The following is a 15,583-nucleotide window of genomic DNA, read 5'->3' as shown; positions in this document are numbered from 1 at the left end:
TCGTTCTATTAAAGCCATTCTATAGCTGTCGTCGAAGCTTCAATTTCCGGAAATGAATCGATCAGCTTCAAAGCATTCTGAAGCTCTCTTTCTGCTGCAACCTTGACAGATGCTACCGTTACAACGGCGAGCTCTGTCCGCTGCCACATATCCTGGAAGTCAACCTCCGAAACAGCTATATTAAATTTTTGTTTCAAGCGATCCATAATTCGCTGGAGTACAGCGCGCTTCTCCTTGAGCGAATGAGCATCATAAATGATGCACTCAACTGTCAGAAGACCTACAATCATTTGCGCTCAATTTCTTGCATTACATAAGCTTCAATGATGTCTCCTTCTTTCATATCATTGAAGTTCTTAATAGTGATACCACATTCATACCCTTGAGAAACCTCTTTTGCATCATCTTTGAAACGTTTCAGCGCATCAACTTCTCCTTCAAAGATAACAATGCCATCTCTGATGATGCGGATACCGCTGTCTCTTGTAATTTTTCCATCAGTTATATAAGAACCAGCAATCGTACCGATTTTTGAAACTTTGAATGTTTGGCGAACTTCAGCCTGACCGATAACTTTCTCTTCGAACTCAGGATCAAGCATACCTTTCATCGCCGCTTCAATCTCTTCAATTACTTTATAGATAATGCGGTGTAAGCGCACATCTACTGCTTCGGCATCTGCAGCTCTTTTCGCGTTGACATCTGGTCTTACGTTAAAGCCGATAACAATCGCATTAGAAGCAGCTGCTAGCGTAATGTCAGATTCGTTAATAGCACCGACACCAGTATGGATGATTTTAACATTTACACCTTCAACTTCGATTTTGTAAAGTGCTGCTGCTAGCGCCTCAGCTGAACCTTGAACGTCTGCTTTCAGTACGATGTTCAAGTCTTTCATTTCGCCTTGTTTCATATGTTCGAATAAGTTATCAAGGCTGATTCTTGCCTTTTCAGATCTCTGTGCCTGAATTGCTATAGAAGAACGTGCTTCACCAATTTGGCGTGCCGTTTTTTCGTCTTTAAATACAACGAAGCGGTCACCAGCTTGCGGTACTTCATTTAATCCCGTGATTTCAACAGGAGTAGATGGACCTGCAGTTTTAACACGACGGCCAAGATCATTTACCATTGCACGGACACGGCCAAATGTGTTTCCGACAACGATTGGATCACCAATGTTTAATGTTCCGTTCTGGACTAATAATGTCGCAACAGAACCTTTACCTTTATCCAACTCTGCCTCAATAACTGTACCAACAGCATTGCGATCTGGATTAGCCTTGTACTCTTCTACTTCCCCTACAAGAAGAATCATTTCAAGAAGTGTATCAATACCTTCACCAGTTAATGCAGATAGCGGTACAAAAATAGTATCTCCACCCCAAGCTTCTGGTACTAATCCATGTTCTGTCAGTTCCTGCATAACTCTGTCTGGGTTTGCAGTCGGTTTATCCATTTTGTTTACAGCTACGATAATTGGCACTTCAGCCGCTTTCGCATGGTTAATTGCTTCAACTGTTTGAGGCATTACTCCGTCGTCAGCTGCAACAACAAGGATTGTGATATCCGTAATTTTAGCACCGCGTGCACGCATTGTTGTAAACGCAGCATGTCCTGGTGTATCAAGGAAGGTAATTTTTTTACCGTTCTCTTCAATTTGGTATGCACCGATATGCTGTGTAATACCGCCTGCTTCACCTGCAGTCACTTTCGTGTTACGGATGCTGTCAAGCAATGTTGTTTTACCATGGTCAACGTGACCCATGATTGTAACAACAGATGGACGTTCGATTAAAGCAGCTTCTTCGTCATCACCGAAATACACTTCAAGATCAGTTGTATCAATTTTAATTTCTTCTTCTACTTCTACACCATAATCTCCAGCAATTAGTTCAATGGAATCTTTGTCAAGATCTTGGTTGATCGTAGCCATTACACCAAGCATGAATAATTTTTTGATGATTTCAGAAGGTTCACGATGCAGTTTTTTTGCAAGTTCTGCAACTGTTAATGAATCACTGAACGTAATTTTTGTTGGCAGTTCTTTTTCTTTTTTAGGAGCTGGAGGAGCTGCTGGAGCTTGACCTTGTTTCCCCTTGCGATTGTTGTTGTTATTTCTGTTTTTGTTGTTATTATTGTTGTTGTTGTTGCCTTTTGGTTTGTTGAAACCTGGTTTTGTATTATTAGTTTTAGTTTGAGTTGTTTTTCCTTTTTCAGCCATTGCATCACTTTCTTCTTCATAAGTTTCTGCTATATTTTTTGATACAGCATTCTTATTGTTATTTTGTATCGCTTCTGTACTTTTATTATAAATACTATCCAATTTTTTTACTGCTTCCTCTTCTAGTGTTGTCATATGATTCGAGACTTCTACATTCATGTCTTTCAGCTTTGTAATAACATCTTTACTTGATATGTTGAATTTTTTTGCGTATTCGTAAACTCGCATTTTACTCATCATTTCACCCCCGCAAGAATTAATCGAGCAGCGTTAAAAGTTTTTTTGCAAATCCATTATCCAAAACAGCGACAACCACTCTTGCTTCTTTGCCTATTGACTGTCCAAGCACTTCCCGGTTAGGTACCATTTTAAACGGCACTTTATAGGAATGGCACTTGTCCATTATTTTTTTGGCCGTGTTTTGTGAAGCATCTTCCGACAATAATATTAGTTTTGCATTTCCGCTTCTAATTTCTTTTACGGTAAGTTCCTCACCAGAGGTAATTTTCCGCGCTCGATATGCTAAGCCAAGTAATGACATCCATTGATTATTGTTCATTTGGATTGTCCTTGCTCCTTCTCTATTAAATCAAGCAGCTCGTCGTATACAGAATCTTCAATTGCAACGTCAAGCTGATTTCCTAGAATATTCTTTTTCTTGGCTAAAAGCACTGCTTCTTTATCCTTAGAAAGATATGCTCCGCGTCCTGATTTCTTTCCAGTTAAATCAACAGATACTAGACCTTCCTTCGAGCGAACGATGCGAACTAGTTCTTTTTTTGGTCTCATTTCACCTGTAGCAACACATTTGCGCATTGGTACTTTTTTTCTGCTGTTCACACTCATTCACCCCAATCAATCTAAATCTTCACTGTTTAAGCGAAAATCCTCTTCTTCCTCATCATTGTCATCAAACGTTAACAGCGAAGCTTCAGTTGGATAAATCCCAGCTTCTCTTGCATCTGTTTCAGATTTGATGTCAATCTTCCAGCCAGTCAGCTTAGCAGCAAGGCGAGCGTTTTGACCTCTTTTTCCGATTGCTAATGAAAGCTGATAATCAGGAACGATAACAGTTGTTGCCTTTTCTTCCTCATCTACAATTACTTCCAACACTTTAGATGGGCTTAGAGCATTAGCAACAAACACCTTTGGATCTTGCGACCATTGGACGATATCGATTTTTTCCCCTTTAAGTTCATTAACAATTGTCTGTACACGAGTTCCCTTAGGGCCAACACATGAACCTACTGGATCTACTTCTTCGTTTTCAGAGTGTACAGAGATTTTAGATCTGTCACCAGCTTCACGAGCAACAGACTTAATTTCTACAGTGCCGTCATAGATTTCTGGAACTTCCATTTCAAACAATCTTTTTAGCAAGCCAGGATGTGTTCTAGACACATAAATTTGTGGACCTTTTGTTGTTTTTTCAACTTTCGTCAAAAATACTTTAATACGGTCATGAGGCTTGTAAAATTCATTTGGCATCTGCTCATTTGCAGGTAGAATCGCTTCGATTTTTCCTAAGCTCACGTAAATGAACTTGCTGTCTTGGCGCTGAACAATACCTGTCATAATATCTTCTTCACGGTCGATGAATTCCGAATAGATGATTCCTCTTTCCGCTTCACGAACACGCTGTGTAACAACTTGTTTAGCTGTTTGCGCAGCAATTCGGCCGAAGTCCTTTGGAGTCACTTCCAGTTCCACGACATCTTCCACTTCATAGTTTGGATTTACCTTTTGAGCATCCTCCAATGAAATTTCCAAACGCGGATCAAAAACTTCATCCACCACTTCTTTACGTGCAAATACACGCATTGTACCTGAACCTAAATTTAAATCTATGCGAACATTTTGTGCTTGATTGAAGTTTCGGCGGTATGCAGAAATAAGTGCGGCTTCAATAGCCTCAATAATTACATCACGCGAAATTCCTTTTTCTTTCTCAAGCAATACAAGAGCATCTACTAATTCACTGCTCATGAGAGTGTATCCCCCTTTAACCTCAACGGAAAATATAGAGCGGAAGCCCTTTGACCAAACCAAAACAACTTACGAGTCAGTACTAAAAGTCGGGCCTGACTATTAAGTGTCGAAGGTTTAAGGGCTTGACGCAAAAATAAAATAAGTGCAAAAGTGCTTTGCTATAAAATTTTGCCAAAGCACTTCGTATTTCTTACGAGAAGCTCACTGCAAGCCTAGCTTTAGCAACTTTCTCATAAGGAATTTCAATGGTTTTTTTTCTAGTTTTGATTTTCACTTCTACTGTGACAACATTGCCATCAAAACCTGTAAGGATTCCTTCAAAGGTTTTTTCGTTGTCAATCGGTTCATATGTTTTAATATGTACATTTTTCCCAATTGCCTTTTGGAAATCCTTATCCTTCTTCAAAGGTCTTTCGGCACCAGGAGAAGAAACCTCTAGGAAATAGTTTTCTGGAATCGGATCCAGTTCATCCAGTTTTTCGCTTAGCTTTTCGCTGACCGCAGCACACTCATCAATATCTACACCATTGTCCTTATCAATGAAGACGCGCAAAAAGTAGTTAGGACCTTCTTTTACATACTCAATGTCAACTAGTTCTAAGTTAAGATCTTCTAATATTGGGTTAACCATTTCTTCGACTATCCCTGTTACTTTGCTCAAACTTTTTCCCTCCTTAAGCAAGGAACAATTATTGAGGCAAGAATGCAGACTGTTCAAGCATGCTTTTCTTGTCTAACCTGTTTAATAATTTTTCGCTTTCCAAATAGAAAATACCACCCGTAAAAAGGTGCGTACAATAGGAAAGAGTGGGTTGCCCCACTCTCCATTCGCGAAAGTTATCTTTAGTATTTCCAACTAAACTATACCATAACCGCACTATTTATGCAAATAGAACTCTGATACAGCAAGGCTCCGCCTGCCTTTTCCCTAAATTAACAAACTGTCTTAGAATAGTGACAGCTGGTTTTGGTCCGGCATGTCAGCTAAGCAGCCATGGTTATCCAAGTACTCCATGATAGTTTTAGACACTTTTCCGCGCTGTTGCAAATCTTCTTTAGACAGAAACTCGCCGTCTTGTCTTGAACGCACAATATTCAATGCCGCATTTGTTCCAAGGCCTGGAATACTGTTAAACGGCGGAATAAGAGTATTTCCTTCAATAATGAATTCAGAAGCACTTGATTTATATAAATCGACTTTTTGGAAAGAGAATCCTCGCTCTACCATTTCGAAAGCAAGCTCCATAACTGTAAGCAAGTTTTTCTCCTTAGTAGATGCATCAAGACCTTTGCCGCTGATTTCATCTATAACTGCTTTAATGCTTTGGGCGCCTTTCACCATGGCGTCTACATCAAAATCTTCTGCTCTTACTGTGAAGTATGCTGCATAGTAAAGAAGCGGAAGATGCACTTTAAAATAGGCAATCCTTACGGCCATGAGGACATAAGCCGCAGCATGCGCCTTCGGGAACATATATTTTATCTTTTTACAAGAATCAATGTACCATTCCGGCACTTCATTTTTACGCATTTCCTCTTCCATCTCATCAGTTAGACCTTTACCTTTACGGACACTTTCCATGATCTTAAAGGCAAATGCCGGGTCTAAACCTTGGTATATCAGGTAAACCATGATGTCATCACGACAGCCGATAACTTCACTCAGGTTACAGATATTATTGTGGATAAGCTCTTGTGCATTGCCGAGCCAAACGTCTGTACCATGTGAAAGTCCAGAGATTTGGACAAGCTCTGAGAATGTAGTTGGTTTTGTATCCTCAAGCATTTGTCGGACGAATTTTGTTCCGAACTCTGGTATTCCAAAAGTACCTGTTTTGCAATTAATCTGTTCCGCTGTAACACCAAGTGACTCCGTACCGCTGAAGATTTTCATTACTTCCGGATCATCTGTCGGAATGGTTTTCGGATCAATCCCGCTCAAATCCTGTAGCATCCTGATAACAGTCGGATCATCGTGTCCAAGTATATCAAGCTTAAGCAGGTTATCATGAATGGAATGGAAGTCAAAGTGAGTCGTTTTCCATTCAGAATTTCTATCATCTGCCGGGAATTGAATAGGTGAAAAGTCGTAAATATCCATATAATCAGGTACTACGATAATTCCCCCTGGATGCTGACCTGTAGTACGTTTTACACCAGTACAGCCTGATGCAAGACGATCTATTTCCGCACCTCTTATTTGCAGATTATTATCCTGCTGATATGCCTTTACATATCCGTAAGCTGTCTTATCCGCAACAGTACCTATCGTTCCTGCACGGTAAACATATTCCTCACCAAACAGCACCTTTGTATAGTTATGGGCTTTTGGTTGGTATTCCCCGGAAAAGTTCAAATCTATATCAGGTACCTTATCCCCTTTAAACCCAAGGAAGGTTTCAAACGGAATATCATGTCCGTCTTTTTTATATCTAATTCCACAATTCGGGCAGTCCTTATCTGGCAAATCAAAGCCTGAACCGACTGATCCGTCATTGAAGAATTCTGATTGCTTACAGCTTGTACAAACGTAATGAGGCGGAAGCGGATTAACCTCTGTGATTTCGGTCATTGTGGCAACGAAGGATGATCCGACAGATCCACGTGATCCTACCAAGTATCCATCATCCAATGATTTCTTCACCAGTTTATGAGAAATCAAGTAGATAACGGCGAATCCATGGCCGATAATACTTTTCAGCTCTTTCTCTAGCCTTGCCTCTACGATTTCTGGCAATTCGTCCCCGTATATTCTTCGGGCCATGCTGTAGCTCATTTCGCGCATTTCTTCATCTGCGCCTTCAATTTTCGGTGTGTACAAGTCATCTTTAATCGGCTTGATTTCATCTATCATATCGGCAATCTTATTGCTGTTGGCAACGACGATTTCCTTTGCTTTGTCTTCTCCTAAAAAGCGGAAGCCGTCAAGCATTTCATTTGTAGTCCTGAAATGAACATCAGGAAGTTTATGCCTGTTCAGCGGGTTAGCTCCGCCTTGAGAACCGACGAGTATTTGTCTGTAAATTTTGTCGTTCGGGTTTTGGTAATGGACATTTCCTGTTGCGACAACAGGTATATCAAGTTTCTCACCGAGCTTTGTGATATTTCCGATGATTTCTTCAAGGGCCTTTTCATTTTGTACTAGCTCCATTTCAATTAAATGGGCATATACTTCTTTCGGCATTACTTCCAGATAATCATAAAACGGCGCCACACTTTCCACTTCTTCCGGCGCTTTTTGCATCATTGCCTCAAATACTTCTCCTTTATCACAGCCCGAGCCGACAAGCAATCCTTCTCTGTGCTTTTGCAGGACAGAACGCGGTATGCGCGGCACACGGTAGAAATAATTCAAGTGAGAAATTGAGACTAGCTTGAATAGGTTTTTCAAACCAACATCATTTTGGGCTAGCAGTGTGCAATGATATGGACGGGCTCTTTGATAGGCATTGCCTTGTCCCATATTCTCATTAAGCTGATTATGATTGGTGATGCCTTTTTCCTGTGCATCCTTCAACATTTTCAACACTAAATATCCCGTTGCTTCTGCATCGTAAATGGCACGGTGATGCTGTGTCAGTTCAATATCAAACTTTTTCGCAAGTGTGTTCAATCGATGGTTTTTCATCTCTGGATACAAAAATCTTCCTAGTTCCAATGTATCAATGACAGGATTATCTGATTTTGGCATTCCAGCCTTTTGATAGCCGACATTAATAAATCCGACATCAAAGGAAGCGTTGTGAGCAACAAGTATGCTGTCTCCAGCCCAGTCTTTGAATTTGCGCAGGACGATACCAATCTCTGGCGCACCTTGGACCATATCATCTGTAATCCCAGTCAGATTAATGGTAGTTGCCGACAATCTGTGATGAGGGTCTGCAAATGATTCAAAGCGGTCGATAACTTCTCCGTTATGAATCTTCACCGCTGCCAATTCAATGATTGTATTGTAAACAGCAGATAACCCAGTTGTCTCTACGTCAAACACGACATATGTTGCATCTTCTAAATGCAGATCCTTTTCGTTATATGCAATCGGCACACCGTCATCGACTAGATTCACTTCGACTCCGTAAAGGATTTTCACGCCATTTTTCTTTCCGGCACCAAAGGCTTCCGGAAAGGATTGGGCAACTGCGTGATCGGTTATAGCAATCGCTTTATGACCCCATTTTTTCGCCTGGCCGACAAGCGCGCCAACAGACGAAACAGCATCCATTTGGCTCATTGGAGTATGGAGATGAAGCTCGACTCTTTTTTCGCCTTCTTTAGCTGTGTCCTGTCTTTCGACTGGCTTTATTTCATTTAAGTCATTCCCGATCATCACTAAGTCTCTGACAAAGGTGTCGTTCTGAATGCTGCCTCGCGCCCTTAGCCACATTCCTTTTTTAACAAGCTGGAATAACGCTGCATCCTCCTTGTCTCTTGAGAACATCTTCACCATGATGGAGCTAGTGTAGTCGGTAATCTTGAATGTCAGCAATGTTCTGCCGCTGCGAAGCTCCTTCGTCTCTGCGAAGAACACGTATCCTTCAATTGTCACTCGTCTTTCTTCATCGACAATTTCCTCAAGTCGGCGGTAGTCGCTGTCATCCTTAATTGTTAAGCCGATTGTAAGCGGACCTGATGGAATGCTCGCATCGCCAGCTTCTTTGTCAGCCTCCATCTTCTGAATATCAAGCATGGCCTGTTTTCCTCTTTCTTGATCTTCCAGTCTTTTCGCTTCAAGGAACTGGGCATATGCGTCATTCGTCTCTTGAGTTGCCACTTCTGTATCGATCATCATAGCTGGAAAACCAAAATACTGATAAGCATTTGAAATTAAATCAGCATATTTGCGCTTAATAGCCAGTCCTTCCATTTCGTTATTGACTGTTATCGTCAACTTGTTGCCTTGAATTTTCGGCACTTGTTCATTAAGCAATTTAATGAGCGGCGGTGCAATTCCCTGCATTTGTTCAATACATGCAGACCAATAATCCCTTATAAGTATTTCATCAGCAAGGCTTGATTGAACATTTATATTGAATGTCACTGTTGCAATATGCTCGAAATTGCTGACAAGTTTAGTTGTGAACAATTGATAAATGTTATAAGGAATAATGCTTTCAAACGCGAAATGGAAATGCCATTTTTTCGCTTTTCTTTCAATGACTATTTTATCTATTTTAGCGTTACGAAAATGGGTAACAATCGCATCATCTGTTAATTGAAGCTGCTGCAATAGCAATTGAAATCGTTCCAATTTCCCTTCTATTTCTGCCATTTGTTCTCCCCTTACTTTTCTATATTTCTTTTATTGGTGCTCTACCAAGCTACATTATATCATAATCTATTTTTTCTTATTGAATAAAAGGCTGCTTAAATGTTGGCAATTTAAAGAACGGTTGGCAGCCTATTTACACCATAAAAAAAGCTACAGCTTGTCGCTGTAGCTGTAAAACTTAGTTGGAAAGCTTTGCAAGAGTCTCAAGCAGATTATCAACATGAACCTCATGAACATCGCCGCTGCTTCTTTCTTTCAGTTCTACAATTCCTTCTGCCGCTTTTTTGCCGACAGTAATACGAATTGGCAAACCGATCAAATCAGAATCTGCAAACTTTACTCCCGCTCTTTCCGCACGATCATCAACAAGCACATCATAACGGTTTTGCTTCAAGCTATTATATAGCTTGTCTGTCAATTCTGTTTGAGCTTCGTCCTTAGCATTAACTGTAATCAGATGCAGATCGAATGGTGCGATTGCTTTTGGCCAAACGATGCCTCTCTCATCATTAAATTGCTCAACGATTGCAGCCATTGTTCTAGACACACCGATACCGTAGCAGCCCATGATGATAGACTGAGAACGGCCATTTTCATCCAGATAGCTCGCACCCATTGCTTCACTGTAGCGAGTTCCTAGTTTAAAGACATGACCAACTTCAATTCCTTTTGCAAACACGATTGTACCTTTTCCATCTGGAGAAACATCCCCTTCTTGAATGAAGCGCAAATCAGCATATTGACTTACAGCAAAGTCTCTTTCTGGGTTTACATTCGTATAATGATAGTCTTCTTCATTTGCTCCGCAAACACCATTAACAACATATTGAACCGCATTATCTGCAATTACTTCCACATCTTTAACGCCGATTGGTCCGAGTGAACCAACACTGCAGCCTAGAATATTCTTTGTTTCGGACGCATCAGCAAGCTCGACAGTTGATGCTTCAAGCAAGTTTTTCAATTTAATATCGTTCACTTCATGATCTCCGCGAACTAATACAAGTACATGCTTGTCGTCCACTTTAAATAGAAGTGATTTGATGCATTTATTTTCTGAAACATTCAAGAAAGCTGAAACTTGCTCGATTGTTTTAACGTTTTCTGTTTTTACCTTCTCAAGCTCGCCTTGAGGTGTATCCTCTTTTTCATATACAGCAAGCACTGGTGCCATTTCAATATTAGCTGCATAGTTTGATTCTGTTGAATAAGCGATTGTATCCTCTCCAACATCGGAAAGTGCCATAAATTCATGCGTATCTTTTCCGCCCATAGCGCCGCTGTCTGCAATAACAGCACGGTAGTTCAAACCGCATCTTTCAAAAATATTGCAATATGCCTGGAAGATTGCATCATACACTTCCCCAAGACTTTCGTGAGAGCTGTGGAAGGAATAAGCATCCTTCATGATGAACTCACGGCCACGTAAAATCCCGAATCTTGGTCTCTTTTCATCTCTGAATTTCGTTTGAATTTGATAAAGAGATAAAGGCAAACGCTTATATGATTTAATTTCATCCCTAATTAGGCTTGTGATTACTTCCTCATGTGTTGCACCGAGGGCGAATTCACGATTATTACGGTCATTTAGACGCATTAATTCTGGTCCGTAAGAATACCATCTGCCAGACTCTTGCCAAAGTTCTGCTTGTTGCATAGCAGGCATTAGCAGCTCGACTGATCCTGAATTATCCATTTCTTCACGGATAATTTGTTCAATCTTTTTCAGCACTTTATTTGCTAATGGCAAATAAGAATATATTCCGCTCGCATTCTGCCTGATATAGCCTGCGCGCAAAAGCAGCTGATGGCTTTTAATTTCTGCGTCTGCTGGCACTTCCCTTAAAGTCGGGATTAACATTTTACTTTGCTTCATTATTTAGCACCTCTATTTTTATTTTCAAACAAATCACGAATGAAGGTGAGGTCTATTTTCTCCTCACCCATTCACAGATTAACTAATTGATTATTTAAGGAAGAAACGCTGAATATCGTTCCACGTTACCACAATCATTAGCAGCATCAGCAATGCAAAGCCAACAAAGTGAACAATTCCTTCTTTATGCCTGTCAATCGGCTTGCCTCTGATTGCCTCAATAGCAAAGAAGATCAATCTTCCGCCGTCAAGAGCCGGCAGCGGCAGCAAGTTCATGATACCTAAGTTAATGCTCAAGATAGCCGCCCATCTCATCAATGAGTATATACCTGATTGAGCGACCGTATCCGTTGATTTATAGATTCCCACAGGTCCGCTTAACGCATCGATGGAGAATTGTCCTGTTACCAGTTTACCGACTGCTCCAATGATCGTTTTCGTCCATGTATAGGTTTCTGTTACACCGTATTGGAATGCTTTTAACGGGGATTTTTCCATCGGGCTGTATACACCAACTAATCCGATCTTTTCTCCGTCTTCCACTTCCGTTTCTTTAGGCGTAACGTCAACAGTCATTTCCTGCCCGTTTCGGACAAGCAGGAACTCAAGCTCTTCACCTGGGCTCTTCTGAATGATAGAGACAACATCCTCCCAAGAAGAAACAGATTGTCCGTCAATACTTAATACGGTATCTCCTTCTTTTAAGCCTGCAGTGATTGCTACACCATCCTCTGTCAATTTGCCAAGCTTCGGCTCATTGGAAGGCATTCCTTGTGTTAAAGCAATGATAACAAACACAACGAAAGCTAGAACAAAGTTCATCATCGGCCCTGCAAAGATAGCCAATGTGCGTTGCCATAGAGTTTTACTATTGAATTGACGATCATATGGCGCAATTTGTGTTTCAATGCCATTTTCGATGATAACCGCTTCTCTATGAATTCGGAATACTTGCAGCTCTTCATTCATATCATCTTCTGCATAACCTTTGATCGTTAAATCGTGATCTAGGTCGGCAGCTTCAACATTAATTATTCTTGCATTCGGATACTTTTCTTTGTTATTAAGAATGATTTTCTCCACTGATCCATCTTTGCCAAAAAGCAGCCCAATCCGATGTCCTGCTTTAATTTCAATCATTTCAGCGTCTTCCCCAGCCATCCGGACAAATCCGCCTAAGGGAAGAAGACGAATGGTATACGTTGTTTCTCCTCTCTTTTGAGAAAAGACTTTTGGACCGAATCCAATTGCAAATTCACGGCACAGGATACCTGCCCTTTTTGCAAATACGAAGTGTCCGAGCTCATGAAAAAACACTAACGCACCAAAAATGATAATAAAAGCAACTACTGTATACAATATATAACCACCTTTTTATAGAAGTGTGCTTGCAATTTTTCTCGTTTCTTGATCAACCTCTTGGATAATGGCAAGGCTTGGATTAGCGATAAGACGATGATTGTTCAACGCTCTTTCAATCAGCTCTTCAATTTGCAAGAAGCTGATTTCCCCTTTCAAGAACCTGGAAACAGCCACTTCATTGGCAGCATTTAAAACGGTTGGCAGCGTACCGCCGGCTTTGCCCGCTTCAATCGCGAAATGCAGACAGCGGAACCGTTCAAGATCCATCTCCTGAAAATGCAGTTTCCCGATTTTTGCAAGATCGAGACGTTCTGACGATCGAAGGGGAAGGCGGTCCGGATATGTCAGCGCGTATTGAATAGGCACTTTCATGTCTGGTGTGCCAAGCTGAGCAATGACACTGCTGTCATGGAATTCGACCATAGAGTGGATGATGCTTTCCTTATGTAATAAGACATCAATTTGATCATAAGGCAATGCAAATAACCAAAATGCCTCGATAACCTCCAAGCCTTTATTCATCATTGTTGCAGAATCAATCGTGATTTTCGCACCCATTGACCAATTTGGATGCTTTAGGGCATCCTCTACTGTCACATGCTGCAGGTCTGCTCTCGATAAATCACGGAAGCTGCCGCCTGAGGCTGTTATGATTAAGCGTTCAATATTTTTTTCTTTTTCACCTTGCAAGCATTGATAAATAGCTGAATGTTCACTATCAACAGGGAGGATGGGAACATTATTCTTTTTCGCTGCTTCCATCACCAAGTGACCAGCTGTCACCAATGTTTCTTTATTGGCAATTGCAATTGTCTTTTTTGCTTCAATTGCCTGTAAAGTAGGGTATAAACCGACACTTCCAAGCACAGCATTCACCAGTATGTCCGCCTTGTCAAAGACTGCTACCTCTACCAAACCTTCCTGACCAAACGTAAACTTGGTATTAGCAAACTCAACCTTTAATTTGTCGCAGTCTTCCTTTTCAGTAACCGATACTAATGCTGGCTGGAATTCTGCGATGATCTGCCTTGTCAGCTCTATATTTCTGCCTGAAGAAAAGGCGACAAGCTTAAAGCTATCGGGATGTTCTCTTATGACATCCAGCGTCTGTGTTCCTACCGAACCAGTTGCACCTAATAAACTGATATGTTTCACTGTCTCACTCCCAGACCATGTTGCTATATTTCTTCATTCGTAAATTCACAGCATTTTTCAAACTTAAATGCTGATTATATCTTACCTACTATATCTAAAATAAAATACAGCAGCGGCCAAACAAACAGTAAACTGTCAAAACGATCCAGGATGCCGCCATGTCCCGGAAGAATCTTACCAGAATCTTTAACACCGTAATGGCGTTTAAGCGCAGATTCTGCCAAATCACCAATTTGTCCAAAAATAGACAAGATGATTGTAATAAACGGTATTATAGACCATTCTATGTAGCCAAACACATAAAATAGAACTGAAACGATAACGGCACAAACAATGCCTCCGATAAAGCCTTCAACAGTCTTATTCGGACTAATCTCCGGCCAAAGCTTCCTTTTTCCGATAGCTCGTCCAATAAAATAAGCACCTGAATCTGTCGCCCAAATAATAAATAATGAGTAAACGAGGATAGTCAGATCATTATTTGAAATTTGCACAAAAAAATGAAAACCGACACCCATATAAAGGACAGAAAGGACGGAAAAGCCGACATCATCAAAAGTAAATTTGTTTTTAGATGCAACCATATAGCTTAAATAAAGCATGATGGCAAGCAAGCCTATTTCTGTTTTTGACAAGTTCCAATGTGCTAGAAAACCGCTGTATTGATCTGGCAATATAAATATCCATGTCACCAGCAAGGAAAGAATGCCGCTAAAAGATAAAAGCGGAAGCTTTCTCATCTTCAGCAGCTCGTATAAACCAATGGCCGCAATTAAAAATGTAAACAGCACCAATGGCATGTCGCCAAGCAAGATAAACAGGATAAAAATAGCTGCCGCAATCACTCCTGTAATAGTTCTCTGTTTCATACATTCACAACCCTTATTAGACTCCTCCAAAACGCCGCTGGCGACTTTGGAATACTTCAATAGCTTCGATTAAATGCTCCTCTTTGAAATCCGGCCAGAGGACATCTGTGAACCAAAGCTCTGTATAGGCAAGCTGCCACAGCATAAAGTTGCTTATACGGATTTCGCCGCTTGTGCGAATCAGCAAATCCGGATCATTCAGTCCGCCTGTCATCAAATAAGATGAAAAGACTTCTTCTGTAATGTCCATTGCTTCCATACTTCCGTTTTGACAATCTTTTACGATGTTGCTTACCGCTTGAAGAATTTCCGATCTGCTCCCATAGTTCAAAGCGAAATTCAAATTCAAGCCAGTATTATTTTTTGTTTTTTCCACTGCATTATCCAATGCTTTTAAGGTATGTTCCGGAAGCTTTTCTTTATATCCAATGGCAGTCACGCGAACATTCTTCTCAATTAACTCCGGCAAGAAGGTTCCTAAAAACTGTTCAGGCAGTGACATGATATAATCAACTTCCGTTTTCGGCCGTTTCCAATTTTCTGTTGAAAAGGCATATAGGGTCAAAACTTTTATCCCCAAATCATCAGCCATCTTCGTAATGCGTTTGACACATTTCATTCCTTCATGATGGCCAGCTATCCTTGGCAGCTTTCTTTTTTTAGCCCATCTGCCATTGCCGTCCATTATGATAGCGACATGCTCCGGAACTTTCTGCTGCTTTATTTTGCTTATCTGGTCTTGGAGAGTATTAGTAGTGGTCCCCGTCTTCCATAACCTTAATTTGTTAAACATACTATTGTTCCTCCAAAGTAGATCCTCTCACATCAATTATATCCTTCTT

General features: G+C 40.7%; 12 protein-coding genes. All 12 read right to left on the bottom strand.

Annotated features, from left to right (window positions below):
- Nucleotides 1-8: 8 nt before the first annotated feature.
- The 12 genes from MKX82_RS07400 to MKX82_RS07345 all read right to left on the bottom strand — a co-directional run bounded on the left by MKX82_RS07400 (nucleotide 9) and on the right by MKX82_RS07345 (nucleotide 15,534).
- Nucleotides 9-290 carry a DUF503 domain-containing protein gene (locus MKX82_RS07400; RefSeq protein ID WP_233314360.1) on the bottom strand — a complete coding sequence of 94 codons (282 nt, stop codon included), beginning with the start codon at nucleotides 288-290 and terminating at the stop codon, nucleotides 9-11.
- Entirely contained in the window at nucleotides 287-2,458 is a 2,172-nt protein-coding gene (gene infB, locus MKX82_RS07395) for a translation initiation factor IF-2 (protein WP_233314781.1), read from the bottom strand. The genes MKX82_RS07400 and infB overlap by 4 nt, the downstream gene beginning before the upstream one ends.
- A 19-nt stretch (nucleotides 2,459-2,477) precedes the next feature.
- On the bottom strand, nucleotides 2,478-2,780 hold the full coding sequence (locus MKX82_RS07390) for a YlxQ family RNA-binding protein (protein ID WP_233314361.1): 303 nt from the start codon (nucleotides 2,778-2,780) through the stop codon (nucleotides 2,478-2,480).
- Nucleotides 2,777-3,061 carry an RNase P modulator RnpM gene (rnpM, locus tag MKX82_RS07385; protein WP_233314362.1) on the bottom strand — a complete coding sequence of 95 codons (285 nt, stop codon included), beginning with the start codon at nucleotides 3,059-3,061 and terminating at the stop codon, nucleotides 2,777-2,779. Before rnpM ends, MKX82_RS07390 begins: the two co-directional genes overlap by 4 nt.
- A gap of 15 nt (nucleotides 3,062-3,076) precedes the next feature.
- A complete protein-coding gene (gene nusA, locus MKX82_RS07380) occupies nucleotides 3,077-4,207 on the bottom strand; it encodes a transcription termination factor NusA (protein ID WP_233314363.1) in 1,131 nt (376 codons plus the stop codon).
- Between the two features lie 193 nt (nucleotides 4,208-4,400).
- Nucleotides 4,401-4,871 (bottom strand): ribosome maturation factor RimP, encoded by a 471-nt coding sequence (gene rimP, locus MKX82_RS07375; protein WP_233314364.1) that lies wholly within the window; start codon nucleotides 4,869-4,871, stop codon nucleotides 4,401-4,403.
- A gap of 285 nt (nucleotides 4,872-5,156) precedes the next feature.
- On the bottom strand, nucleotides 5,157-9,479 hold the full coding sequence (locus MKX82_RS07370; protein WP_341076075.1) for a PolC-type DNA polymerase III: 4,323 nt from the start codon (nucleotides 9,477-9,479) through the stop codon (nucleotides 5,157-5,159).
- Between the two features lie 178 nt (nucleotides 9,480-9,657).
- Nucleotides 9,658-11,355 (bottom strand): proline--tRNA ligase, encoded by a 1,698-nt coding sequence (locus tag MKX82_RS07365; protein WP_251644583.1) that lies wholly within the window; start codon nucleotides 11,353-11,355, stop codon nucleotides 9,658-9,660.
- Between the two features lie 90 nt (nucleotides 11,356-11,445).
- Nucleotides 11,446-12,714: an RIP metalloprotease RseP gene (gene rseP / locus MKX82_RS07360; RefSeq protein WP_233314367.1), complete on the bottom strand. Its 1,269-nt coding sequence runs from the start codon at nucleotides 12,712-12,714 to the stop codon at nucleotides 11,446-11,448.
- A gap of 15 nt (nucleotides 12,715-12,729) precedes the next feature.
- Nucleotides 12,730-13,872 carry a 1-deoxy-D-xylulose-5-phosphate reductoisomerase gene (gene dxr, locus MKX82_RS07355; RefSeq protein ID WP_233314368.1) on the bottom strand — a complete coding sequence of 381 codons (1,143 nt, stop codon included), beginning with the start codon at nucleotides 13,870-13,872 and terminating at the stop codon, nucleotides 12,730-12,732.
- Nucleotides 13,873-13,946: 74 nt separating this feature from the next.
- A complete protein-coding gene (locus tag MKX82_RS07350; RefSeq protein ID WP_233314369.1) occupies nucleotides 13,947-14,741 on the bottom strand; it encodes a phosphatidate cytidylyltransferase in 795 nt (264 codons plus the stop codon).
- A gap of 16 nt (nucleotides 14,742-14,757) precedes the next feature.
- On the bottom strand, nucleotides 14,758-15,534 hold the full coding sequence (locus MKX82_RS07345) for an isoprenyl transferase (protein WP_233314370.1): 777 nt from the start codon (nucleotides 15,532-15,534) through the stop codon (nucleotides 14,758-14,760).
- Nucleotides 15,535-15,583 lie beyond the last annotated feature (49 nt).

The organism is Niallia sp. FSL R7-0271 (assembly GCF_038005785.1).
In the GTDB taxonomy this organism is placed as follows: domain Bacteria; phylum Bacillota; class Bacilli; order Bacillales; family Cytobacillaceae; genus Niallia.
Note: the sequence above shows the minus strand (reverse complement) of the source record. Positions and strands in the feature narration are given on the sequence as shown.

Bases quoted from the DNA above. Each gene is read 5' to 3' on its own strand.
- MKX82_RS07345 (WP_233314370.1), bottom strand. From the start codon at position 15,534: ATGTTTAACAAATTAAGGTTATGGAAGACGGGGACCACTACTAATACT.
- MKX82_RS07370 (WP_341076075.1), bottom strand. From the start codon at position 9,479: ATGGCAGAAATAGAAGGGAAATTGGAACGATTTCAATTGCTATTGCAG.
- MKX82_RS07350 (WP_233314369.1), bottom strand. From the start codon at position 14,741: ATGAAACAGAGAACTATTACAGGAGTGATTGCGGCAGCTATTTTTATC.
- infB (WP_233314781.1), bottom strand. From the start codon at position 2,458: ATGAGTAAAATGCGAGTTTACGAATACGCAAAAAAATTCAACATATCA.
- MKX82_RS07400 (WP_233314360.1), bottom strand. From the start codon at position 290: ATGATTGTAGGTCTTCTGACAGTTGAGTGCATCATTTATGATGCTCAT.
- MKX82_RS07390 (WP_233314361.1), bottom strand. From the start codon at position 2,780: ATGAACAATAATCAATGGATGTCATTACTTGGCTTAGCATATCGAGCG.
- MKX82_RS07365 (WP_251644583.1), bottom strand. From the start codon at position 11,355: ATGAAGCAAAGTAAAATGTTAATCCCGACTTTAAGGGAAGTGCCAGCA.
- nusA (WP_233314363.1), bottom strand. From the start codon at position 4,207: ATGAGCAGTGAATTAGTAGATGCTCTTGTATTGCTTGAGAAAGAAAAA.